This window comes from Nocardioides eburneus, from assembly GCF_040838215.1.
Lineage (GTDB): Bacteria > Actinomycetota > Actinomycetes > Propionibacteriales > Nocardioidaceae > Nocardioides > Nocardioides eburneus.
Window position 1 is genome coordinate 114,610 of record NZ_JBFPJR010000004.1, and the last position, 22,603, is coordinate 137,212.

The following is a 22,603-nucleotide window of genomic DNA, read 5'->3' on the forward strand; positions in this document are numbered from 1 at the left end:
TCGTTGGAAAGCCTGACGGTTCGGTTGTCCCCGACAGGGTGCTTCTTTACGCTGCTCCCGGCAAGTGCGACCGGCCGTCGTACGGTCGATCGAGCAGTAAGGGTGCTGGTGGGGGTCTCGGTGACGCGACAGCGAGCGGTGATGCTCGCTCCTTATCTTGCCCTGCTGCTCGTCGTCACGGGCCTGGCCTGGTACGCCGTCGATGCCCACGGCGCGGAGTCCCAGCAGCCCCATCTGCACGACAACGGCGTGTGGGTCGTCAACGACGCCTCGCGCTACTTCGGACGTCTCAACAAGTCGATCGACCAGCTCGACGCGGGCTACTTCGCCGCCAGCGGGCACGGCGACCTCGACATCGTGCAGGACGGCGCCGCGGTCGTCGGCGTGAGCCCGGGCACGGTCTCGGTGATCGATCCGGCGACCGTCGACGTGCCCGACGGCGACACCGCCACGGTGCCCGCCGGCGCCGACGTGGACCTGCGCGACCAGACGTTCGCGGTCGCCGATCCGGCGAAGGGCACGGTGTGGGCCACCCGGGTCGACCCCGCGGTCGGCTGGCCCGCGCTGCAGGAGATCACCAAGAGCCGGCCCGTCGCGACGCTCGACGCCGGGACCCGGATGGTCGTCACCGACTCCGGCACCGTCGTCGCGTTCTCCCCGACATCCGACACGCTCGTCACCGTCCCTGCGGCCGGCGACGGGTTCGGCGCCGCGAGGACCGACAAGGACCTGGGCCAGGTCGCCGACGACACCACCCTCACCACGGTCGGCGAGCATGCTGTCCTGCTGCAACCCGACGGCACCCTCCGGGTCGTCGGCGGCCCCACGGGTCACGTGCCCGCCGGCTCGGTCCTGCAGCAGCCCGGGCCGGACGCCGACTCCGTCCTCGTCGGCACTCAGGACGCGCTCCTCGAGGTCGACCTCGACAGCGGCAAGGCCACGACGGTCGGCACGGGCTCCGGCACGCCGGTCGCACCGGTCCGGCTCGGCGCGTGCGAGTACGCCGCCTGGGCGGCCTCGCCGTCCGCCGTCCTCACCCGGTGCGACGGTGCCAGCGCCCATCCGCAGCAGGTCGACACCTCGCCGGGCGCCACCCTCGTCTTCCGGGTCAACCGCGGCCAGATCGTCCTCAACGACACGGCCTCCGGCGAGGTCTGGGGCGTCGACGCCCAGCGCCTCACGACGCTCGACGACTGGCAGACGTTCCGGACGAAGAAGACCCACCAGGGCAAGTCGGAGGAGGAGAACGTCCGCGACGGGCAACGTCAGGTCCCGATCGCCCACGACGACCGGTTCGGCGTGCGCCCCGGCCGCGAGACCGTCGTCCACCCGCTCGACAACGACTTCGCGCCCCAGGGCCGGCTGCTGTCGGTCACGAGCGTCGCCGACGTCTCCGGCGCCGAGGTGCAGGTCAGTCCCGACGGGCAGCTCCTCCAGGTGCGTCTGACCGGCTCGGGAGGGGCCAGCTTCCGCTACACCGTCGACGACGGCGTCCCGGCCGACAAGACGTCGACCGCGACCGTCCGGATCGATCCGGCTCGCGGCAACCAGCGCCCCGAGCCTCGACCTCACTACACCGATCCGAAGCTCTACGTCGCCGCCGGCGGTCATCTCGACATCCCCGTGGTGCGCGACTGGCGCGATCCGGACGGCGACCCGCTGCTGCTCGGCTCCGTCTCGGTGACGGACGCGTCGCAGGGCAGCGTCCGCGCCCTCGAGGGCGGGATCATCCGCTTCACCGCGCCGTCCAAGGGCGGCGTCGTCCCCGTGACGTACGCCGTCAGCGACGGCCACCTCGACGGCGAGACCCACACCCTGCAGGTCCACGTCCAGGACGCCAGCAGCACCGACCCGCATGCTCCCGTGGCCGCGCCCGACGTGGTTGCCGGCGTCGTCGGGAGCTCCATCACGATCCACCCGCTCGACAACGACCTGGCGGGTTCCGACCCGGGTGACCCCGACGCGGAGCTCGAGCTCAACGGTGACGTCGTCTCCCCGGCGGGCACCTCGGCGGTCACCGACCAGGAGAGCGGCACGGTCACGTTCGTCGCCGGCGATGCCCGGACCTACCTCCTCGACTACACCGTCGGCTTCGGGAACGCCCCGCTCGCCACGGGACTCATCCGCGTCGACGTCAAGGCCCGTGCCGGCACGGCCGCTCCGTTGACCATGCCCGACACGACGGCCGTCTATGCCGGCAACCCGACGCTCGTGGACGTGATCGCGAACGACGTCGACCCGGGCGGAGCGATGCTCACGGTCACCGACGCGGTCCCGGCGCACCCCGACCTCCTGACGGCGAGCGTCGTCGACGGTCGCTGGGTGCGGATCGTGCCGACCGGTGTCGGTTTCAAGGACACCCAGACGGTGAGCTACACCGTGAGCAACGGCACCCAGCAGGCCGAGGGCCAGGTCGTCGTCACCCCGCGCGACCAACCGGCGGACCCCTCGCCCGTCACCGCCCCCGACCAGGTCACGGTCCGCGCCGGGAGCACCGTGACGGTGCCGGTGCTCGACAACGACATCAGTCCCGTCGGCGACACGCTCCACCTCGACGCCGACGTGGCCGAGGGGCACTCCGGCCGGCTCCCCGTCGAGGACGCCGACGGCCATGACGACCCGGCGCGGGTCGGCCGCGCGTTCGCCGCCGACGGCGTGGTCCGCTACGTCGCCCCGAGCGGGAGCGCCGGCGACACGTTCACCGTCGACTACGTCGCCTCCGACAGCCACGGCAACACCGCGCCCGGGCAGCTCGTGGTCACGGTGCGACCGACGAAGGACAGCGACCAGGACCCCACACCGCCGACCCTCCAGGGACGGGTCACCGCGGGCGGCACGGTCCGTCTCCTGCTGCCCACGACGGGGGCCGACCCCGACGGCGACCCGGTGTCGATCACCGGCATCACCGTCCCGCCGGCGTACGGCCGGGTCGTCGACGTGCGCGCGGACTCGATCCTCTACCAGGCCTATCCGGACAGCCGCGGCACCGACGAGTTCCGCTACGAGCTCGCCGACGACCGCGGCGGCGTGCAGACCGGGGCGGTCGAGGTCGGGATCGTCGGCCAGCGCCTGCCGCAGCCACCACAGGCGGTCGCGGACGAGCTGAGCGCCGCCCCGGGCAGCACGGTCAGCGTGGACGTCACCGCGAACGACCACATCGAGCAGGGCGACGAGATCACGGTGAGTCTCCCCTCGGGTCAGAGCGGTGTCTCGCTGGCCTCGCCCGGCTCCACCCTCGTGGACGTGAAGGTCCCGGAGAAGGCCAGCGGTGACGTCACCGCGGTCTACGAGCTCGGCGACGGCGCGGGCTCCACCACGTCGAGCATCACCGTCCACGTCCAGAAGGGCTACGACAACCCCCCGGTCGTCGACAGCGTCTTCGCCGCCCGCGGGGCGGGGGAGCGGGTGACCGTCGACCTCCTGCAGAACGCCTATGACCCCGACGGGTCGAGGCTGCGCGTCACGCGGGTCGACGCGCGTGCCTCGGTCGCCACGCTCGTCGGCCATCGGCTCACCATCGTGCGTGGCGGCCAGCCGAGGATCGTGCCCTTCGAGGTCGCCGACTCGGCGGGCGGCGTTGCCGCGGCCACGGTCTACGTCCCGGCGCGCACCGTCGCCGTCCCGCAGGTGAAGGACGACGCCACCATCCGCCTCGCGCGCGGCACAGGCAAGCCCGTGGCACAGCGGCTGGCGTCGTACGCCGCGAGCTCGGCGGGCGGACCGCTGATCTTCGCCGTCAAGGACCGGGTCTGGGCCTCGCCCGCCGACCTGGAGGCCACGATTACCGGCAAGGGCACCTTCGATGTGACGGCGCCGAAGGGGTTCAGCGGCCCGGGCGCGGTGAGCTTCGAGGTGACGACGGGGCGCGATGCCACCGATCCGAAGGGCCACACCGCGGTGCTCACGGTGCCGGTCCAGGTCGGCGAGACCCGCCCGGTCCTCACCTGTCCCGAGGACCAGGCGGTGGAGATCACCCAGGGCGCCCGGCTGTCCGTGCCGATCTCGACCCTCTGCCACGTCTGGACCGCCGACCCCGCCGCGGCCTCCGACGTCACGCTGCAGGCCGACGTGACCGGCAACAGCGGTCTTCACGTCGCCGCGGACGGACAGGACGTCCGCATCACGGCCGACCCGCTGGCCCACCGCACGGACGCGACGCTGCACGTCGTCGCGGCGCTCGGCGCCACCCGCAGCGCGGCGGTCGACATCCCGGTCCAGATCGTCGCGGCGAAGCCGCCGACGCTCGCGCCGGTCGACCTGCGGATGCGGGCCGGCGGCCACCGCACGATCGACCTGGCGCCGTACTTCAAGGCGGGCGTGCAGGGCGGCGTCGGCCACGTGCTCTCCGTCGGCCGCGCCGGATTGCGCGGTCTCCACGTCACCCACGCGGGCGGCTCGCGGCTCGCGATCTCTGTCGACGCGGGAACCAGCGGCACGGCGCAGGTTCCCGTGACGATGACCGACGTCGACGCGAAGCACGTCGCGGCGCGGCGCCGCGTGGTGGGTCGTCTCTCGTTCCAGATCCTCGACAAGCCGGCCGCGCCGACCGCGCCCGTCCCGGGCGTGACCGTCCGCAGCCACGAGATCCACCTGACCTGGCGAGCCCCCGCGGCCCACGGATCCCCGATCGATCGCTACGTCCTCGTCGGCGCCGGCCGGCGGTGGACCTGCCCCACGACGAGCTGCGACGCCAAGGGCGTGCCCAACCAGAAGATGTTCCGCTTCCGGGTCTCGGCCCACAACGCGCTGGGCTGGTCCGCCCCGAGCCCGCTCTCCCGGCCGGCGAAGGCGGACGAGAAGCCGGCCCAGGTGGGGCCGATCCGGGTCACCGCGGTCGGCAACGGCTCGGTCAGCCTGGCCTGGAGCCGGCCGACCAACGACGCCTCGCTCGACGGCTACACCGTGCGGTGGCCGGGTGGCGCGCGCAAGACCGGCAAGCCGCGGATCACCATCACCGGGCTGAACAACAACGCGGCGTACTCCTTCAGCGTCGTGGCCTACAACGAGCTGGGCGGAGGACCGGCGCGGAAGTCGCCCTCGGCCCACTCGATCGGCACCCCGGGGCGGCCCGACCGCCCCAACGTCAACGACCTCGCCACGACCAGTGACGACGCCCTCGTCGAGATCAGCTGGGGGACGGTCAACCCGAACGGCCCCGGGCCGGTCACCTACACGGTGCTGCACAACGGCACGCCGCTGCGCCAGTGCAGCGGCCAGCGTGGCACGTCCTGCCGGGTCTCGTTCACCCACGACGGCAGCCGTCACGTCTTCGCCGTACGCGCGACCAACGCCGGCGTTCCCGGCGTGAAGGGCGGCGCCCGGCGTACGTCGAAGGCCAGTCCGAGCAAGACCTGGGACGCCGTCGGGAAGCCGGCGGCGTGGGGAGCGGTCAGCTACACAGCGACCGGCAAGGACAACCAGCTCAGGATGGCGCTGACCGTGCCCAAGTCGCGCGGGAAGCTGTCGATCATCCACTTCTACAGCGACGGCCAGGACATGTTCCACGGCAGCCGCCCCGCCCGCCGCTACGCCAACTCGGTCCACAACGTGCAGAGCAACAGCAGTCCGCACACGGTGTGGTGGACGGTCTGCAACGAGCGGTACTGCTCGGAGTCGGCCCACACCCGGGTCCAGACCTACGGGCCGATCCGTGCCAAGTACGTCCTCCACATCAAGCCTCGGCAGCGCGGCCACAAGGTCAGCTGGCACGTCTACGTCTACAACAACGGCCGCCCGATGCACGCCAAGATGGCGACCTCCGTCAACGACGGCAACGTCCGGCACTTCACGGGGACGACGCACGGGACCGCGAACTACGACTGGGTCACCCCTTATCGGACCGTCGACTACGGCAAGACCGTGAAGTTCAAGATCGTGCTGACCGACTACCACGGCGCCGACCGCGGCCGGGTCGTCGTGAAGTCCAAACCGTATGTTCCCCGCAAGGGCAAGAAAGGCAGTGGCTGACCCGTGACGATCACCCAGGAGCAGGCGGCGTGGTTCCGCCAGACGTTCGACACCCTCACGGGATCGATCGAGCAGGCGGTCCTCGGCAAGCGCCACGTCGTACGCCTGGCGCTGACCTGCCTGCTCTCGGAGGGGCACATCCTGTTGGAGGACTACCCCGGGACCGGCAAGACGATGCTCGCCCGGGCGCTGGCCAATACGGTCCAGGGCAGCCATGCACGCATCCAGTTCACCCCGGACCTGCTGCCGAGCGATGTCACCGGCGTCACCGTCTTCGACCAGGCGAAGGGCACCTTCGAGTTCCATCCCGGCCCGATCTTCCACACCATCGTGCTTGCCGACGAGATCAACCGCGCCTCGCCGAAGACCCAGTCGGCGCTGCTCGAGGTGATGGAGGAGGGGCACGTCACCGTCGACGGCGTCGCCCGGCCGGTCGGACGACCCTTCCTCGTGATCGCGACCCAGAACCCGATCGAGCAGGCCGGGACCTACCGGCTGCCCGAGGCCCAGCTCGACCGCTTCCTGATGAAGACGTCGATGGGCTACCCCGACCGCTCGGCGATGGTGGAGCTGCTCGCCGCGGCGAAGGTGCGCGACCGCGCCGCCCTCATCCAGCCCGTGATCACGGCGCCGACGATCGCCCAGATGAGCGAGCTCGCCGACGAGGTGTACGTCGACCCGGCGGTGATGTCCTACGTCGCCGAGCTGGCCGAGGCCAGCCGCTCCCAGCCCCACGTCAAGCTCGGGCTCTCCGCTCGCGGCGCGCTCGCCCTCATCCGCGTCGCCAAGACCTGGGCGGCTGCGGACGGCCGAGACCACGTCGTCCCCGACGACATCAAGGAGCTCGCGCAGCCGGTGCTCTGCCACCGCCTGCTCCTCGATGCCGAGGCGCAGTTCAGCGGCATCACGGTGGACTCCGTCGTCGACCGGCTCGTCGAGACGGTCGTGCCGCCGACCGACCGGGTGGCCTGATGGCCCGATCGCGGCCGGCGCTGCCCCCGATGGTGGGCCGCGGTCTGGGGCGGGCGAGCGCCGCGGCGAGGTCGTTCGGCCGGTCGTGGGGCCGGGTGCTGGCTCCGGTCCTCGCGACCGTCCGCCCCGCCGGATGGGTCGCGCTCGTGGTGGCGGTCGCCGGACTGGTCGCCGGGCTCCTCCTCAGCTGGCGTGAGCCGGCCCTGGTCGGCGCGGCGGCGGCCGTCATACTCCTGCTGGCGCTGCCGTGGCTCCTCGGCCGGACGCGCGTCCAGGTCGAGCTGCTCCTCGACCCCCAGCGCGTCGTCGCCGGCAACTCGGTCGCAGCCTCGCTGCGCGTCGCGAACCCGACGTCGGGGCGGCTGCGAGCGGTCCTCCTCGACCTGCCGGTGGGGCAGGCCATCCACCGCTATGACCTGCCCGGGCTCGCCGCCGGCGCGCGCCACGAGGAGACGTTCACGATCCGCACCGAGCGCCGCGGCGTCATCCCGGTCGGCCCGGCGACGGCGCGGAGGGCCGACCCGCTCGGCCTGCTGTCCCGGGACGCGACCTGGGGCGGCGTGACCGAGGTGCTCGTGCGCCCCGCGATGGTGCCGCTGGAGAGCCTCGGGGCGGGACTGCTGCGCGACCTCGAGGGCGTCACGAGCGACGCGGTGTCCGAGAGCGACCTGGCGTTCCACGCGCTGCGCGAGTACGTCCCCGGCGACGATCTGCGCCACGTCCACTGGCGTTCCTCCGCGAAGCTCGCGGGCGCCGGCATGCAGCAGCTCCTGGTCCGGCAGTATCTCGACACCCGCCGTTCCCACGCCACCTTCGTCGTCGAGGACCGGCCGGACGCGTGGGGGAGCCCGGACGACTTCGAGACCGCGCTCGCCGCCGTCGCGTCCCTCGTCGGCCGCGCGATGCTCGACGAGATTGCGGCCAGCCTCGTCGTCGGTGAGCGCGCGAGCAACACCGGTGCCGCCCAGTCGGCGCTCGACACGGTCTGCCGCGCCGTCCCGGGACGCACCGGCCTCGTCACGGCGGCCGCCGCCGCCGCTGCCGCCGTCCCCGAGACCAGCCTGCTCTTCCTGCTCGGCGGGACCGGCACCGACTTCGCGACGTTCCAGCGGGCGGCGGTCTCCTTCGCGCCCGACGTACGCCGCCTGGCGATCCGTGTCGACCCGGGACAGCCCAGCCGGGCCGCCGAGGTCGGGGACCTGACCGTCCTCCACCTCGCCGAGCTGGGTGACCTGCCCGGCGTGCTGCGCTGGAGCCTGGGATGAGCGCGACCGTGGTGCCGCGTGGGCGCGAGGCCGTCGACGCCGCCTTCCTCGTGGTGCTGTCCGTGCTCGCCCTGCTCGGGCTCGAGCCGACCTTCACCGGCCACCAGTACCTCCTCGTCGGCGTGGTCGGGCTGCTGCTCGGCCTCGCCTGCGTCCGCCTCGCCCACTGGCGGCGCTGGCCCCGGGTCTCCGCGCTGCTCCTCGCGCTGGCGGTCTTCGTCGTGCTGGGGCCGGTGCTGTGCCTGCGCGAGGACGGTGGGCCGTTGCCGACCGGCGGTGCGCTCCACGGGCTGCTGGACGCCGTACTCCTGGGCTGGAAGGAGCTCCTCACGACGCTCCCGCCCGTGGACGGGTCGGGTCATCTGCTCGTGCTGCCGTGGCTGGTCGGGATCGCCGTCGGCCTGCTCGGTGGGCTGCTGCTCGGGATCGGCGGCGGTGGTGCCGACCGGATCCCGGAGGCCGCGCGCCTCGGACTCCCGCTGCTCCCGCCCGTCCTGCTCCTCGCGGCCGTCATCCTCCTCGGCGTACGCCACCCCGCCTCCCTCCTGCTGCAGGGCATCGCGTTCGCGGTGATCGCGCTCGTCTGGATCACCCTGCGCGGCCTCGAGCGCACGTCGGTCCGCTCCTCCCGTCGGGTCGGCACACTGCGTCGGACCGCCTTCGGCGTGGCGACGCTGGCGGTCGCGGCCGTGGTGGCGGTCCCGGCGTCCGCGGCGCTCACCGACGACACCCACCGCGACGTGCTCCGGCAGCGGGTCGTGCCGCCGGTCGACGTGGCGCAGTTCGGCTCGCCGCTCTCGGCCTTCCGCCGCTACACCCAGGGCCGCGCCGGCGACCCGCTGAACCTGCACGACACGACCCTGATGGTCGTCAAGGGCGCACCGACCGGGACCCGGATCAGGTTCGCGACCCTGGACCGGTACGACGGCACGGTCTGGGCTGCGTCGGAGGAGCCCGCCCGCGCGCTGCCGGGGGTGCACGCCAATGCGTTCCTGCACGTCTCCGACGTCATCGACAACCCGGTCCGGGGACGGACCGTCCACGCACGGGTGACGCTCGGCAAGGGCTGGTCGTCGGTCTGGCTCCCGACCGTCGGCGCGCTCCAGCGGCTCGACTTCACCGGCGCCGACCGTCGTCGGCTCGCCGGCGACGTGCGCTACGACCTCGAGACCTCGACGGGGCTGGTCCCGTCAGGGCTCGAGCCGGGCGACTCCTACGACCTCACCGCAGTGGAGCCGAGCGACCTGCTGACCCGCGACGAGACGCCCGGGCCCGATCTCGACCCGTCGGTGCAGACGGCGTCGGAGTTCCTGCAGGACGTCGCCAACTCGATGTCCGGCGACGCGACGGATCCGATGGACCGGATGCTCACGATCGCCGCCTACCTGAAGGCGCACGGGCGCTACTCCGACGGGGTCAAGGCCGACCAGCGCATCTACCACGCCGGCCACTACCAGAAGCGGCTCGGCCAGGACTTCCTCGAGCAGGACCTGATCGTCGGCAACGACGAGCAGTACGCCGCTGCCATGGCGTTGCTCGCGAACCAGGTGGGCGTGCCGGCCCGGGTGGTGCTCGGAGCGGAGCTGCCGGCCACCGGCGTCGTCACCGGGGCCGACGTCCACGCCTGGGTCGAGGTCCAGGTCGCCGACGGGAGTTGGCGCACGCTGCCGACCGACAGCTTCATGAGCCACCGCAGCCCGGCGGAGCTCCCACCGCAGCGGACGGAGAACAGCCGCGGGTCCGAGGCCCCGCCACCGGCGCCCGTCCCACCGCCCTCGACGCTCGGCGGGCAGGCCGACCAGGGCCTGAAGGGGAAGAAGGACGTCGACACCGACGAGGGCGGCGGCGGACTCCACGTCCCGCGGTGGGTGCTGATCGCCGTCGCGATCGTGGCGCTCCCGGTCGTGCTCGTGCTGCTCTTCGCGGCGCTCGTGCTCGGTGCGAAGGCCTGGCGCCGGGCACGGCGCCGGGCGGCCGAGCGTCCCTCGGCACGGATCGTCGGTGCGTGGCGCGAGCTGGTCGACCATGCCCGCGACCTCGGTCGGGCGGTCGCGGTCGACGGCCCGACCCGACGGGAGCAGGCGGTGCAGCTCGACCATGATGAGGCTGCGGGGCTGGCCCGCGTCGCGGACAGCCACGTCTTCGGGCCGCTGCCGCCGGGCGAGGACGCCGCGGCGTCGTACTGGACCGCGGTCGACGGCGCCCGCCGCGACCTCTCCGCCGGGGCGACCCGCTGGCAGCGGGTCCGGGCGGCCCTCAGCTTGGTCACTTTCTGGCGCCGGTGGAGACACGAGCCCGAGCCTGTCCTGCCCACGCCGCGGAACATCCCCGAGCAGGAGCTGGTTCCCCCCGGGTGACCGCACCTCGACTCTCCGTCCTCGACCTCGTCCCCGTCCGCAAGGACCAGTCGACCTCGGACGCCGTCGCCGCGTCGCTGGCGCTCGCGCGCGTGGCCGACGACCTCGGCTTCGTGCGCTACTGGCTGGCCGAGCACCACAACATGCCGGCCGTCGGCTCGACGAACCCGCCGGTGCTCGTCAGCCTCGTCGCCGGGGCGACCGAGCGGATCCGGGTCGGCAGCGGGGGCGTGATGCTGCCCAACCACGCGCCGCTGGTGGTGGCCGAGCAGTTCGCCCTGCTCGAGGCGGCGTTCCCCGGGCGGATCGACCTCGGCATCGGCCGCGCTCCCGGGACGGATCCGGTGACCGGGTGGGCGCTGCGGCACGGCGCCGGGGGAGTGAGCGACGAGAACGTCCTCCGCTTCCCCGAGTACGTCGACAACACCATCGCCATGATGGACGCGGCGGGAGTCACCATGACCGTCGGCGGCCGGCGTCACGAGCTGCGCGCCACGCCGGCGGCCGGCTCGGTGCCGACCATCTGGCTCCTCGGCTCCTCCGACTACTCCGCCCGGCTCGCCGCGGAGAAGGGCCTGCCCTACGTCTTCGCCCATCACTTCTCCGGTCAGGGGACCGCCGAGGCCCTGGCGCTCTACCGCACCCACTTCCAGCCGTCGCCCGAGCTCGCGGAGCCGCGCACGTTCCTCACCCTGAACGCCTGCGTCGCCGACTCCGCGGACGAGGCCGAGCGGCGAGCCCTCCCGCAGCTCCTCACCATGCTCCGGCTCCGCACCGGCCAGCCGCTCGAGGCACAGCCGAGCATCGAGGAGGCGCAGAAGACGGTCGCGGCCGGGATCCCCGACGGACACCGTGGCGTCATCGACGCGATGCGCGCGGCGTGGGTGATCGGTGCGCCCGACGAAACCCGCGCCCGGGTCAGGGAGCTCGCCGACTCGTTCGGCGTCGACGAGGTGATGGTCAACCCCATCGCGGGGGCGTACGACGGCACCGACCCGCGCCGCGCCCCGGGCCGCGAGGAGACGCTCCGGCTCCTCGCCGGTTGAGCACCGTCGATTGGTGATTCGTCACATCGCGCGAGTAGACTGGCGCGTCGGCCCAACGTGGGTCTGCTCTGTCGTGCCTCACGGCTGCCTGGTCTCGTGCTCCTACGTGTCCGGGTGAGGCGCAGGAGCGGCTTCACGAGGTCCACCCGATCCCGTCCTCGACGGGTGCGGGAGGTTCCCGGGCCACCCGGGGGACCTCCTCCGGGCATCACGGTAGACAACCGACCAACAGATTGCGGAGGACATGCCGAAGAAAGAAGGCGTGATCGAGATCGAGGGCACCGTCGTGGAAGCCCTCCCCAATGCCATGTTCCGCGTCGAGCTGAGCAACGGCCACAAGGTTCTCGCCCACATCAGCGGCAAGATGCGCCAGCACTACATCCGGATCCTCCCCGAGGACCGTGTCGTGGTGGAGCTTTCCCCCTACGACCTGACCCGCGGTCGGATCGTCTACCGCTACAAGTAATTGGCGCGAGCGTGTCGCCGACCGAGCTTCGCTCGGGCCCGCTTCGCGGGTGGGCGCCAGGCTGTCGCGCTGAAGCCGACTAGTTCAAGAAAGGGCTGACATGAAGGTCAACCCGAGCGTGAAGCCCATCTGTGACAAGTGCAAGGTGATCCGTCGCCACGGCCGCGTCATGGTGATCTGCGAGAACCCGCGTCACAAGCAGCGGCAAGGTTGATTGGCGCGGGCGTGTCGCCAACCGGACTTCGTCCGGGCCGGCTTCGCCGGCGGGGCGCCACGCCGCCGCGCTCGCAGTCCGGTGGGGTGCCATTCCGGTTGGTCTGGCGGTCTACCTGGCTCGACAACTGAAGGTGCTCACCGGCACTCGACAGTTGAAGGTGCTCACGGGCACTCGACAGATCTGACAACTGAATAGCTCTCATCGAGTCGCTAGGCGTCGTACGACGCTGAACCACCTCCGGAGCAGAGGCCGGAGCCCCGGGAAGCCATCCCGAGGACGCGAGTCGACCGACACCCCTGCGGAACCAGAAGGAACGACATGGCACGCCTCGAAGGCGTCGACCTCCCTCGCGACAAGCGTGTGGAGATCGCGCTCACCTACATCTACGGCATCGGCCGTACCACCTCGCAGGAGCTGCTCGCGGCGACCGGCATCAGCCCGGAGACCCGCGTCCACGCCCTGACCGAGGACGAGCTGGTCAAGCTCCGTGACGAGATCGAGGCCAAGGGCATCAAGACCGAGGGTGACCTCCGTCGCGAGGTCCAGGCCGACATCCGCCGCAAGATCGAGATCGGCAGCTACCAGGGTCGCCGTCACCGCATGGGCCTTCCGGTCCGCGGTCAGCGCACCAAGACGAACGCCCGCACCCGCAAGGGTCCGAAGCGCACCGTCGCCGGCAAGAAGAAGGCCAAGTGACCCAGCGCTGACGCGCTGATCATCGATCTCACGTAGACCAGTTCGCGCGGCAGCGTGGCGCCCGCCGGCGAAGCCGGCCCGGACGCAGTCCGGTTGCGACACGCTCGCGCAAATCAAAGGAGTACTGCATGCCTCCGAAGAGCCGTCAGGCTGCGGCGAAGACCAAGGTTCGCCGCAAGGAGAAGAAGAACGTCGCCCAGGGCGAGGCCCACATCAAGAGCACGTTCAACAACACGATCGTCACGATCACCGACCCCACCGGCGCGGTGATCTCGTGGGCCTCGGCCGGCACCGTCGGCTTCAAGGGCTCGCGCAAGTCCACCCCGTTCGCCGCGCAGATGGCCGCCGAGGCCGCCGGTCGTCGGGCCATGGACCACGGCATGAAGAAGATCGACGTCTTCGTCAAGGGTCCGGGCTCGGGCCGCGAGACGGCGATCCGTTCGCTGGGTGCGATCGGCCTCGAGGTCGGCACCATCCAGGACGTCACGCCCACGCCCCACAACGGCTGCCGCCCGCCCAAGCGCCGTCGCGTTTGATCCCCACCGAGACTACGAAGGAGACTGAAGAGTAATGGCCCGTTACACCGGCCCCATGACCCGCAAGTCGCGCCGTCTCGGTGTCGACCTCGTCGGCGGTGACTCCGCGTTCGAGAAGCGCCCCTACGCTCCCGGCCAGCACGGCCGCGGCCGCATCAAGGAGAGCGAGTACCTCCTCCAGTTGCGCGAGAAGCAGAAGGCCCGCTTCAGCTACGGCGTGATGGAGAAGCAGTTCGCCAACTACTACGCCGAGGCGCACCGCCGCCCCGGCAAGACCGGTGACAACCTGCTCCAGCTGCTCGAGTGCCGTCTGGACAACGTCGTCTACCGTGCCGGCTTCGCCCGCACCCGCCGCCAGGCCCGCCAGCTGGTCGTTCACGGCCACTTCCTGGTCAACGGCAAGAAGGTCAACGTCCCGTCCTACCAGGTGACCGCTCACGACGTCATCGACGTCCGCGAGAAGTCGCTCGAGATGACGCCGTTCATCGTGGCTCGTGAGACCCACGGGGAGCGCGTCGTCCCGGCCTGGCTCGAGGCCGTTCCGAGCCGCATGCGGATCCTCGTCCACCAGCTCCCCGTCCGGGCCCAGATCGACATTCCGGTCCAGGAGCAGCTCATCGTCGAGTACTACTCGAAGCTGTGAGCTGGCGCGAGCGTGTCGCAACCGAGCTCCGCTCGGGCCGCTTCGCGGCGGGCGACACGCTGCCGCGCTCACGTCGGGTTGGCTGCCAGTCCAGTTGGACTGGTGGCCCACCCGAACGGGATAAGTCCCACCTTCCGTCATTACCCTGCAGTTCGGGTCCGTCAAATAGCGGTCGGGCCCGGAAAGGACAAGATCAGTGCTCATCGCACAGCGCCCCACCCTGTCGGAAGAGACCGTCGACGAGTTCCGCTCGCGCTTCGTCATCGAGCCGCTCGAGCCGGGCTTCGGTTATACGCTGGGCAACTCGCTCCGCCGTACCCTCCTCTCGTCGATCCCCGGTGCCTCGGTCACGAGCATCAAGATCGACGGCGTCCTCCACGAGTTCTCGACCATCGAGGGCGTCAAGGAGGATGTCACGGAGATCATCCTCAACCTCAAGGGCCTGGTCGTCTCCTCGGAGCACGACGAGCCGGTCACCATGTACCTGCGCAAGTCGGGTGCCGGTGACGTCACCGCCGCCGACATCGCGCCGCCGGCCGGCGTCGAGGTCCACAACCCCGACCTCAAGATCGCGACCCTGTCCGACAAGGGCAAGCTCGAGCTCGAGCTCGTCGTCGAGCGCGGCCGTGGCTACGTGTCGGCGGTGCAGAACAAGGGCGCCGACAACGAGATCGGCCGCATCCCGGTCGACTCGATCTACAGCCCCGTGCTCAAGGTCAGCTACAAGGTCGAGGCCACCCGTGTCGAGCAGCGCACGGACTTCGACAAGCTCGTCATCGACGTCGAGACCAAGCCGTCGATCCGTCCGCGTGACGCGCTCGCGTCGGCCGGCAAGACGCTGGTCGAGCTCTTCGGCCTGGCCCGCGAGCTCAATGTCGAGGCCGAGGGCATCGACATCGGCCCGTCGCCGGTCGACGAGCAGCTCGCCGCGGACCTCGCCCTCCCGGTCGAGGACCTGCAGCTGACCGTCCGCTCCTACAACTGCCTCAAGCGCGAGGGCATCCACACCGTGGGTGAGCTCATCAGCCGCTCGGAGCAGGACCTGCTCGACATCCGCAACTTCGGCGCCAAGTCGATCGACGAGGTCAAGGCGAAGCTGCACGAGATGGGTCTGTCCCTCAAGGACAGCGCCCCCGGCTTCGACCCGTCCGCCGCCCTCGCCGCCTACGGCGACGATGACGACGACGCCTTCGTCGAGGACGAGCAGTACTGAGTTGAATTTGCGCGAGCGTGTCGCCAACCGGACTTCGTCCGGGCCGGCTTCGCCGGCGGGGCGACACGCTGCCGCGCACGCAGTGCGGTGGGGTGCCGTTCCGGTTGGTCTGGCGGTTCACCGGCCTTGATGGCTGAGGAGTCGGTGGGGTGCCGTTCCGGTTGGTCTGGCGGTCCACCTGGCTCGATAGCTGAATTGGTCCGGTTGGGTGCGTGACTGAGTAGGCCAGCACCTGACCGGATCCAGCAAGACCTCCGTCTCGGCGCCCGCCGACCGGATCATGAAAATCGCGGAGCGATCCGCGTCTACCCCGGTACCTCACACGGCCGGAGAGAAGGAAGAGGCAGATGCCCACTCCCAAGAAGGGTGCCCGTTTCGGCGGCAGCCCGGCCCACCAGAAGCTGATCGTCTCGAACCTCGCCACCGCGCTGTTCGAGCACGGCCGCATCACCACCACCGAGGCGAAGGCCCGGCTGCTCCGTCCCGTCGCGGAGAAGCTGATCACCAAGGCCAAGAAGGGTGACCTGCACAACCGTCGCGAGGTCCTCAAGACCATCCGCGACAAGAGCGTCGTGCACACGCTCTTCACCGAGATCGCGGAGCAGTTCGCCGAGCGTCCCGGTGGCTACACCCGCATCACCAAGATCGGCCCCCGCAAGGGTGACAACGCGCCGATGGCCGTGATCGAGCTCGTCACCGAGGCCTACGCGCCGAAGGCTCCGGCCAAGGCCGCCCCGGCTGCCGAGGTCACCAAGGAGGCTCCGGCCGCTCCGGCCGAGGTCGAGGCTCCTGCCGTCGACGAGGAGACCGAGGTCGTCTCGACCGAGGCCGCCGACGTCGACACCGCGGAGGCGGAGACTGCTGAGGTCGCCGAGGCCGAGGAGAAGCCCGAGGCCTGATCTCACACCGTTCCGACCAGAGCCCGCCACCCACTGGGTGGCGGGCTCTCGTCGTACGTCGGCGCGCGTATCGCCGCGGATCCGGGATACTCCGGGACGTTCGAGTCGGTTACTGGCACGTAGACCGACGCGATCGTCCCGGACTACCGACGGTCGAGCGCCTCCAGGAGGTCGGCGGCGTCGAGACTCCCGGCGTCGCCGCCCGCTCGGACGAGCTGGTGCGCCGTGCGCTGCACGAGCTCGTTGGCCGGCGTCGGGACGCCGTGGAGGCGGCCGAGGAGGACGACCTCCCCGGCGAGGTAGTCGATCTCGACACTGCCCGCACCGCGGCTGATGCTCTGCCACGTGGAGCTGCCGCCCTTGCCCCCGAGGCGGCCCTGGATCGTGCCGGCCCGCCGCTCCCGATCGGCGGCGGCGCTGACCACACGGATGCCGGCCGCAGCGAAAGCCGCCTCTCCCTCCGCGCGACAGCGCCGGACCAGCTCGTCGGCGGCGGAGCCCGGACGCGCGATCGCGTCCACGCCGTTGCCGAGGTTGTTGACCAGCTTGCGGTACTTCCACGCCATGATGTCCGCCCGCGGCACCGAGGCGAAGCCTGCGGCGGTGAGGTCCCCGGCGATGGCCTCCGCGATGTCATCGACGCCGTCGGGGTAGCGCCCCACGTCGAGGAGGCCCGGGACGGCCGCCGAGTCCTGGACCACCACGCCCGGAACCAGATGGGTCGCCGGGAGGATCACATGGACGCCGTACGCGCGCGGGAATCGGCGCAGGATCGCCGGTTCGTTGGCGACGCCGTTCTGCACCGCCACGATCGGGGTGTCGGCCGGCGCGTGGGCGAGCAGGTCGTCCAGGGCGGCCGCCGTCTGCTGCCCCTTCACGCAGAGCAGTACGACGGTGTCGTCGGTCCAGGTGACCTCGGCGATCGAGCCGAGTGCCGGCACGGGGAGCGTGACCGTTCCCTGCGCCGTGTCGAGGGTGAGCCCCTCCTTCTGGAGGGCGCGGAGGTGGTCGCCGCGAGCGATGAGCGTGGTGGCGATGCCGGCGCGGTGGAGGTTCCCGCCGATGACCCCGCCGACGGCCCCGGCCCCGTAGATGACGTAGCGCATGTCAGCACCCTAGTGGCCCGCCATCAAAGCCGATCGAGGTGGTAGACAATCGAGATGGTAGACATCTGCGCATGGACACGCTGGTCGTCGGAGAGGCCCTGGTCGACGTCGTACGCCGCGGAGCGGAGGTCGTGGAGTATCCCGGCGGCAGCGCCGCGAATGCCGCGGTCGCGCTGGCGCGTCTGGGCCGCCCGGTCCGGCTCTGGACGGCGTACGCCGGCGACGCCGGTGGAGCCGTGCTCGACCACCATCTGACGGAGGCCGGGATCAGGCTCGCGACGGATCCGCACGTCCTTGACCGGACGCCGAGCGCGACCGCGACGATCGGGGCGACCGGGGCGGCGTCGTACGTCTTCGATGTCGACTGGCGGCTCGCGGACGCGCCGGCGACCGACACCGCGCGGTTCGTGCACGTCTGCTCCTGGGGCCCCGTCCTCGAGCCGGGGGCGGGCCGGGTCCGCGACCTGCTCTCGACGACGGCGGCGACGGTGACCTACGACGTCAACGTCCGCCCGGCCGTCACGGGGGTCGGCCCCGGCCTCGCCGAGGCCGTGGAACGTACGGCGGCCCTCGCGCAGCTGGTGAAGGCCAGCGACGAGGACCTGGAGGTGCTCTACCCGGGCTACGGCCTCGAGGAGGCTGCGGCGCGGCTCCGCGCTCTCGGGCCGCGCGCCGTCGTGGTCACCCGCGGTGCGGAGGGGGCGACCTGGTTCGGCGCACAGGTCGTGTCGGTGGGCGCGATGCCGGTGCTCGTCGCCGACACCATCGGCGCCGGCGACACCTTCGGCGCGGCGCTCCTCGACGCGCTGTGGGACGACGACCTTGCCACGATCTCGCAGGAGCGCATCGCGGCGGTGCTCCGCCACGCGGTCCGCGCTGCGGCGGTCACCGTCTCCCGGCCGGGCGCCGATCCGCCGTACGCCTCAGAGCTGCTTGGCTGAGGGCCTCTCGGCCCGCTCCAGCAGCCAGCCCACGAGCGTGCCGGCGAGCACGGTGGCGATGGCGAGCAGCGTGATCCCGATGCTCACCAGTCGTGCCGTGCCGAGACCGTGGACGGCGAGCGCGCGGAGGGCATGGTCGCCCACCTCCTTGACCCCAGCAGCGAGGGCGGCGGTCACGACGAGGCTGAGGCACCACAGCGCGCCGCGGCGCCGGGCGAGCCCCCAGCCGAGCACGACCAGGATCGGCGGGACGGTCGACGAGAGCCAGTAGATGAGGCGGAGGAGGCTCGTCGAGCCGAGCGGGCCGTTCGACTCGATGACATGGATCTCCCACTCGGTGAACCCGATGGCCGCTGCGGCCGCGGCCAGCACGACCAGGGCGCCGAGACGCCTCACCGGGGCGAGCGCGACGACGGCGGCTCCGACGGCCACGGCGACGAACGGCAGCGCGACCAGGACGTAGGAGACCGGACGGCCGAGCTGGGCATAGACCTGGGTGTAGACGGCGAGGATCCTCGTCACCAGCATCACGGCGCCCGCGATCAGCGCCACCACCGTGCCCGGCAGCGGGCCCGCGCCGGTCGGGCGCCGGGCGATGTCGAGGTGCGTGGGCGGCAGTGGCGAGTACGGCGTCATGCCCGCAGGATGCCCGGGGCGCCGCCCGCGAAACCGCGCTCAGGCCAGCAACTCGCGCAGCCGCTCGCAGTTGCGCACGGCATACCCGCGATCGTCGTTGTCGAAGTAGCCCCACACGTCCCGGCCCTGGGCCCGCCACTCCCGGATCCGGTCGGCCCACCAGCGCAGGTCGTCCTCGGAGTAGGACCCCACGTAGAGATGGTCCGGCGACGGGCCGTGCCAGCGGACGTAGACGAACCCGGCGGTCGCGCGCAGGACGCACGGCAGGTGGGCGCCGCTCATGACGACGTACGCCGCCCCCTGCTCCTTGAGGATCTGGTAGGTCTGCTCCTCGCTCCAGCCGGGGTGGCGGAGCTCGACCGACACCTTCAGCCACCGGGGGAGCGAGGCGAGGAAGGTCCGCAGCCGCCTGCGGGTCTCCTCGGTCGGGGCGAAGTCGCCGGGCAGTTGGAGGAGGACGACGCCGGCGTGCTTGCCGAGCGCCGTCATCGCGGCCTCGAGCCGGCGCGCCCAGGCACCGTCGACGTCGTGCAGGCGGCGGCCGTGCGTGATCCACCGCGACGCCTTGACCGACATCACGAACCCGTCGGGCAGGACCTCGCCCCAGCGGTGGAACGGCCGCTCACCCGGCCAGCGGTAGAACGAGGCGTTGAGCTCCACGGTGTCGAAGCGCGCGACGTAGACGTCCCGCCGCTTCGCCGTCGCCAGACCGGGCGGGTAGAGCACACCCTGCCAGTGGTCATAGCTCCAGCCGGAGGTGCCGAGGCGGAGACCGTCCATAGGTTCCAGGTTCCCCGCCCCGGTCTGGGAGGATGCACGGCGTGCGGATCCGGATCGACCTCGCCTACGACGGCAGCAAGTTCCACGGCTGGGCGGCGCAACCGGGGCTGCGGACCGTCCAGGGCGAGCTGCAGGCGGCGATCGCGACGGCGCTGCGGATGCCCGAGGCCCGGGTCGTCGTCGCCGGGCGGACGGACACGGGCGTCCACGCCCGCGGCCAGGTCGCCCATCTCGACGTCGAGCCCGAGGTGGTCGCCGCGTCCGCCGGGCGCTCGCAGGACCCGCCCCTGGAGGCGCTGGTCCGACGGCTGAACGGCATCCTCCCGGCGGACCTGCGGATCCACCGCGCGGTCGAGGCGCCGGCGGAGTTCGACGCGCGCTTCTCCGCGCTGTGGCGACGCTACGCCTACCGGGTCGCGGACCGCCCGGAGTACGCCGACCCGCTGCGCCGCCACCACGTCCTGTTCCGCCCCCGCCCGCTCGACCTCGACGCGATGAACGTCGCCGCCGTGGCCCTCGTCGGTCTCCACGACTACGCCAGCTTCTGCAAGCCCCGCGAGGGTGCCACCACGATCCGCACGGTCCACCGCCTGGTCTGGGAGCGCGACGAGACGGGGGTCGCGGTCGCGACCGTCGTGGCGGACGCCTTCTGCCACAGCATGGTGCGGGCGCTCGTCGGCTGCCTGCTGCTGATCGGGGACGGGCGCCAGGACGCCGCCTGGGCCGGCGAGATCCTGGCCGCGGCCACGAGGTCGCCCTCGGTGCCGGTCGCTCCCGCCGCCGGCCTCACCCTCGAGGAGGTCGGCTATCCGCCGGACGCGGAGCTCGGAGCGCGGCTGCTGGTGACCCGCGCGCGACGCCGGGCCGACGAGGTGGGAGGAGCCGACGATGAGTGATCAGCGCGAGGACCACTACTTCAGCGCCGACCCGTCGGTGCCGTTCGAGCGGATCCCGGTCGAGACCGAGGTCTGGGGCCACGACCTGCGGCTGGTTAGCGGGAGCGGTGTGTTCGCCAAGGGCCGCCTGGACGTGGGCACAGCGGTGCTGTTCCGCGAGACCGAGCCGCCCGCCGGCGGCCGGATCCTCGACCTGGGGTGCGGGTACGGCGTCATCGGCCTCGCCTGCGCGCTGAGCGCGCCCTCCGCGGAGGTGACCGGCGTCGACGTGAACGAGCGGGCCGTGCTCCTCGCGAACGAGAACGCCGCCAGGCTGGGCGTGGCGGGTCGCTACCGGGCGCTCACGCCCGGCCAGGTGCCGTCGGAGCCGTCGTACGACGAGATCTGGAGCAACCCGCCGATCCGGATCGGCAAGGAGGCGCTCCACGCGCTGCTGCTCACCTGGCTGCCCCGCCTGGTGCCGGGAGGCCGCGCGATCATGGTCGTCGGCAAGAACCTCGGTGGTGACTCGTTGCAGCGGTGGCTCACCGAGCAGGGCTATCCGACCACGCGGGTCGGCAGCGCCAAGGGGTTCCGCGTGCTGGAGACGATCCGGCCCGCGTGACGGCGGGCCGATCGCGAGGGCCGGGCGGGCATCGCGATGGCGTCGCGCGGTTGACCGTCAGACGACGGCGGGCTCCGCCGCGAGCCGCACCGGCAGCCGGTCGAGGCTGTAGACGATCGACAGGTCGCGGAAGCCGAGCTCCCCGACGTCGTCGGTGGCGAGGCTCAGGTCGGGGAAGCGCCTGGCGAGACCCGTGAGGGCCGCGCGCATCTCCATCCGGGCGAGCTCCGCGCCGACGCAGCGGTGCAGCCCGTGGCCGAACGCGAAGTGGCTGGTGCCGGCGTTGCGCAGGTCGAACTGCTCGGGGGCCGGCACGACCTCGGGGTCGCGGTTGGCCCCGCTCAGGCTCACGATGACGACCGAGCCCTTCTTGACCTTCTTCCCGAAGAGGTCGTGGTCCGCGCGGGCGAACCGCGGGAACGCGATCTGCACCGGGCACAGGTAGCGGAGCAGCTCCTCGATCACCTGGTCGACCGCGGCCTTGTCGCCCGTCCGCAGGATGTCGTACGCCGCCGGCTGCTGCGTCAGGACGTAGGTGCCCATCGAGAGCATCGACGCCGAGGTCTCATAGCCGCCCAGGAAGACGCCGTCGGCGAGGCCGCCGAGCTCGACGTCGTCGTAGTCGGCGCCCTTGGTGCGGATGATCTCGCCGATCAGCCCGTCGCCCGGGTCGTGGCGCTGCTCCCTCACGGCGTTGATGAGGAACGTGCGGGAGTCGGTCGCGGCGCCGAAGGCCCCCGCGCCGCCCTCGGTGAGGTCGAAGCGGGCCACGCCGAGCTTGTGGAACTCGTCGCGGACCTCCTCCGGCATGCCGAGGAGCTCACAGATCACCCGGAACGGGATCTCGAAGCCGAAGTGCTGGACCAGGTCGACGACCGGCCCGTGGGACGCGAGGTCGTCGAGGGCGTCCTCGACGATGCGGTCGATCATCGACTCGAGCCGGGCGAGGCGGCGCATCGTGAACTCAGGGGTCAGCAGGCCACGCAACCGGGTGTGGTCCGGAGGGTCGGTCATCCCCAGACCGCCGATGCCCTCGGCGTCGGTGCGGGGGCGGGTGCCGAGGAGGTGGCGCATGTCGTTGCTGTAGGAGGTGCTGTCGGCGAGGACGTGCTTCGCCTCGGCATGGCCGGTGACCAGGAAGATGTCGAGGCCGAGCACGTTGCCGAGGACGGTGACGGGCTCCTTCGCCCGCGCCTCCGCGAGCGCCGGCACCGGGTCGACGCCGTGGCGGCGCAAGGGATAGGTGAGGTGCTCCGGGATCTTGCGGAGCGTCGTGATGTCGGGGACCGGCGTGGCCTTCCCGCGCATCGCCCAACGCAGGGCCAGCTTGCGGACCCGCTCCTTCACCCACGTCATCGGCATG

At 71.8% G+C, this 22,603-nt stretch carries 19 protein-coding genes; 15 read left to right on the forward strand and 4 right to left on the reverse strand.

Translation table 11 applies throughout. The features are described from left to right. Window positions 1-120: 120 nt before the first annotated feature. The 12 genes from AB3X52_RS03490 to rplQ all read left to right on the forward strand — a co-directional run bounded on the left by AB3X52_RS03490 (window position 121) and on the right by rplQ (window position 16,277). Window positions 121-5,967 carry an Ig-like domain-containing protein gene (locus AB3X52_RS03490; protein ID WP_367991391.1) on the forward strand — a complete coding sequence of 1,949 codons (5,847 nt, stop codon included), beginning with the start codon at window positions 121-123 and terminating at the stop codon, window positions 5,965-5,967. 3 nt (window positions 5,968-5,970) lie between these two features. After that, the gene (locus tag AB3X52_RS03495) at window positions 5,971-6,939 is read left to right on the forward strand and encodes an AAA family ATPase (RefSeq protein WP_367991392.1); all 969 of its coding nucleotides are present in this window, start codon (window positions 5,971-5,973) and stop codon (window positions 6,937-6,939) included. Next, window positions 6,939-8,204 (forward strand): DUF58 domain-containing protein, encoded by a 1,266-nt coding sequence (locus AB3X52_RS03500; protein WP_367991393.1) that lies wholly within the window; start codon window positions 6,939-6,941, stop codon window positions 8,202-8,204. Before AB3X52_RS03495 ends, AB3X52_RS03500 begins: the two co-directional genes overlap by 1 nt. After that, entirely contained in the window at window positions 8,201-10,561 is a 2,361-nt protein-coding gene (locus tag AB3X52_RS03505) for a transglutaminase-like domain-containing protein (protein WP_367991394.1), read from the forward strand. Before AB3X52_RS03500 ends, AB3X52_RS03505 begins: the two co-directional genes overlap by 4 nt. Continuing rightward, window positions 10,558-11,607 (forward strand): LLM class flavin-dependent oxidoreductase, encoded by a 1,050-nt coding sequence (locus tag AB3X52_RS03510; protein ID WP_367991395.1) that lies wholly within the window; start codon window positions 10,558-10,560, stop codon window positions 11,605-11,607. Before AB3X52_RS03505 ends, AB3X52_RS03510 begins: the two co-directional genes overlap by 4 nt. Window positions 11,608-11,851: 244 nt before the next feature. Then, window positions 11,852-12,073, forward strand: a complete 222-nt coding sequence (infA, locus tag AB3X52_RS03515) for a translation initiation factor IF-1 (RefSeq protein WP_011757309.1) — start codon at window positions 11,852-11,854, stop codon at window positions 12,071-12,073. A gap of 100 nt (window positions 12,074-12,173) precedes the next feature. After that, on the forward strand, window positions 12,174-12,287 hold the full coding sequence (gene rpmJ / locus AB3X52_RS03520) for a 50S ribosomal protein L36 (RefSeq protein WP_004008316.1): 114 nt from the start codon (window positions 12,174-12,176) through the stop codon (window positions 12,285-12,287). Window positions 12,288-12,608: 321 nt separating this feature from the next. Beyond that, window positions 12,609-12,986 carry a 30S ribosomal protein S13 gene (gene rpsM, locus AB3X52_RS03525; protein ID WP_367991396.1) on the forward strand — a complete coding sequence of 126 codons (378 nt, stop codon included), beginning with the start codon at window positions 12,609-12,611 and terminating at the stop codon, window positions 12,984-12,986. A gap of 128 nt (window positions 12,987-13,114) precedes the next feature. Then, window positions 13,115-13,522 (forward strand): 30S ribosomal protein S11, encoded by a 408-nt coding sequence (gene rpsK, locus AB3X52_RS03530; RefSeq protein WP_325573739.1) that lies wholly within the window; start codon window positions 13,115-13,117, stop codon window positions 13,520-13,522. Window positions 13,523-13,556: 34 nt separating this feature from the next. After that, on the forward strand, window positions 13,557-14,165 hold the full coding sequence (gene rpsD / locus AB3X52_RS03535) for a 30S ribosomal protein S4 (protein WP_367991397.1): 609 nt from the start codon (window positions 13,557-13,559) through the stop codon (window positions 14,163-14,165). Between the two features lie 196 nt (window positions 14,166-14,361). After that, a complete protein-coding gene (locus AB3X52_RS03540) occupies window positions 14,362-15,378 on the forward strand; it encodes a DNA-directed RNA polymerase subunit alpha (RefSeq protein ID WP_348858762.1) in 1,017 nt (338 codons plus the stop codon). Window positions 15,379-15,725: 347 nt separating this feature from the next. Next, window positions 15,726-16,277, forward strand: coding sequence for a 50S ribosomal protein L17 (gene rplQ, locus AB3X52_RS03545; protein ID WP_367991398.1), 552 nt, complete (start codon window positions 15,726-15,728; stop codon window positions 16,275-16,277). 143 nt (window positions 16,278-16,420) lie between these two features. On the opposite strand, the gene AB3X52_RS03550 is transcribed toward rplQ, so the two are convergent. Further along, entirely contained in the window at window positions 16,421-17,383 is a 963-nt protein-coding gene (locus tag AB3X52_RS03550) for a ketopantoate reductase family protein (protein WP_367991399.1), read from the reverse strand. A gap of 71 nt (window positions 17,384-17,454) precedes the next feature. Between AB3X52_RS03550 and AB3X52_RS03555 the strand changes: the two genes are divergently transcribed. Continuing rightward, a complete protein-coding gene (locus tag AB3X52_RS03555; protein WP_367991400.1) occupies window positions 17,455-18,324 on the forward strand; it encodes a PfkB family carbohydrate kinase in 870 nt (289 codons plus the stop codon). On the opposite strand, the gene AB3X52_RS03560 is transcribed toward AB3X52_RS03555, so the two are convergent. Together AB3X52_RS03560 and AB3X52_RS03565 are read right to left on the reverse strand one after the other, a co-directional pair. After that, window positions 18,307-18,960, reverse strand: a complete 654-nt coding sequence (locus AB3X52_RS03560) for a hypothetical protein (RefSeq protein ID WP_367991401.1) — start codon at window positions 18,958-18,960, stop codon at window positions 18,307-18,309. The two genes, AB3X52_RS03555 and AB3X52_RS03560, sit on opposite strands and share 18 nt — an antisense overlap. A gap of 39 nt (window positions 18,961-18,999) precedes the next feature. Continuing rightward, window positions 19,000-19,740 (reverse strand): DUF72 domain-containing protein, encoded by a 741-nt coding sequence (locus AB3X52_RS03565; RefSeq protein ID WP_367991402.1) that lies wholly within the window; start codon window positions 19,738-19,740, stop codon window positions 19,000-19,002. A gap of 41 nt (window positions 19,741-19,781) precedes the next feature. Here AB3X52_RS03565 and truA point away from each other — a divergent pair, with 41 nt between their 5' ends. Both truA and AB3X52_RS03575 read left to right on the forward strand, forming a co-directional pair. Then, entirely contained in the window at window positions 19,782-20,636 is an 855-nt protein-coding gene (truA, locus tag AB3X52_RS03570; RefSeq protein WP_367991403.1) for a tRNA pseudouridine(38-40) synthase TruA, read from the forward strand. Continuing rightward, window positions 20,629-21,240: a class I SAM-dependent methyltransferase gene (locus AB3X52_RS03575; RefSeq protein ID WP_367991404.1), complete on the forward strand. Its 612-nt coding sequence runs from the start codon at window positions 20,629-20,631 to the stop codon at window positions 21,238-21,240. The genes truA and AB3X52_RS03575 overlap by 8 nt, the downstream gene beginning before the upstream one ends. A gap of 57 nt (window positions 21,241-21,297) precedes the next feature. Here the strand turns inward: AB3X52_RS03575 and AB3X52_RS03580 are convergent, their stop codons facing one another. Further along, complete coding sequence (locus tag AB3X52_RS03580; protein WP_367991405.1) at window positions 21,298-22,602, reverse strand: cytochrome P450; 1,305 nt, start codon at window positions 22,600-22,602, stop codon at window positions 21,298-21,300. Window position 22,603: the final 1 nt, after the last annotated feature.

Coding starts and splice junctions, on each gene's coding strand:
- rpsD (WP_367991397.1), top strand. CDS start 13,557: ATGGCCCGTTACACCGGCCCCATGACCCGCAAGTCGCGCCGTCTCGGT.
- infA (WP_011757309.1), top strand. CDS start 11,852: ATGCCGAAGAAAGAAGGCGTGATCGAGATCGAGGGCACCGTCGTGGAA.
- AB3X52_RS03565 (WP_367991402.1), bottom strand. CDS start 19,740: ATGGACGGTCTCCGCCTCGGCACCTCCGGCTGGAGCTATGACCACTGG.
- AB3X52_RS03560 (WP_367991401.1), bottom strand. CDS start 18,960: ATGACGCCGTACTCGCCACTGCCGCCCACGCACCTCGACATCGCCCGG.
- AB3X52_RS03500 (WP_367991393.1), top strand. CDS start 6,939: ATGGCCCGATCGCGGCCGGCGCTGCCCCCGATGGTGGGCCGCGGTCTG.
- AB3X52_RS03550 (WP_367991399.1), bottom strand. CDS start 17,383: ATGCGCTACGTCATCTACGGGGCCGGGGCCGTCGGCGGGGTCATCGGC.
- AB3X52_RS03555 (WP_367991400.1), top strand. CDS start 17,455: ATGGACACGCTGGTCGTCGGAGAGGCCCTGGTCGACGTCGTACGCCGC.
- rpsK (WP_325573739.1), top strand. CDS start 13,115: ATGCCTCCGAAGAGCCGTCAGGCTGCGGCGAAGACCAAGGTTCGCCGC.
- AB3X52_RS03580 (WP_367991405.1), bottom strand. CDS start 22,602: ATGCCGATGACGTGGGTGAAGGAGCGGGTCCGCAAGCTGGCCCTGCGT.
- AB3X52_RS03575 (WP_367991404.1), top strand. CDS start 20,629: ATGAGTGATCAGCGCGAGGACCACTACTTCAGCGCCGACCCGTCGGTG.
- rpmJ (WP_004008316.1), top strand. CDS start 12,174: ATGAAGGTCAACCCGAGCGTGAAGCCCATCTGTGACAAGTGCAAGGTG.
- rplQ (WP_367991398.1), top strand. CDS start 15,726: ATGCCCACTCCCAAGAAGGGTGCCCGTTTCGGCGGCAGCCCGGCCCAC.
- rpsM (WP_367991396.1), top strand. CDS start 12,609: ATGGCACGCCTCGAAGGCGTCGACCTCCCTCGCGACAAGCGTGTGGAG.
- AB3X52_RS03505 (WP_367991394.1), top strand. CDS start 8,201: ATGAGCGCGACCGTGGTGCCGCGTGGGCGCGAGGCCGTCGACGCCGCC.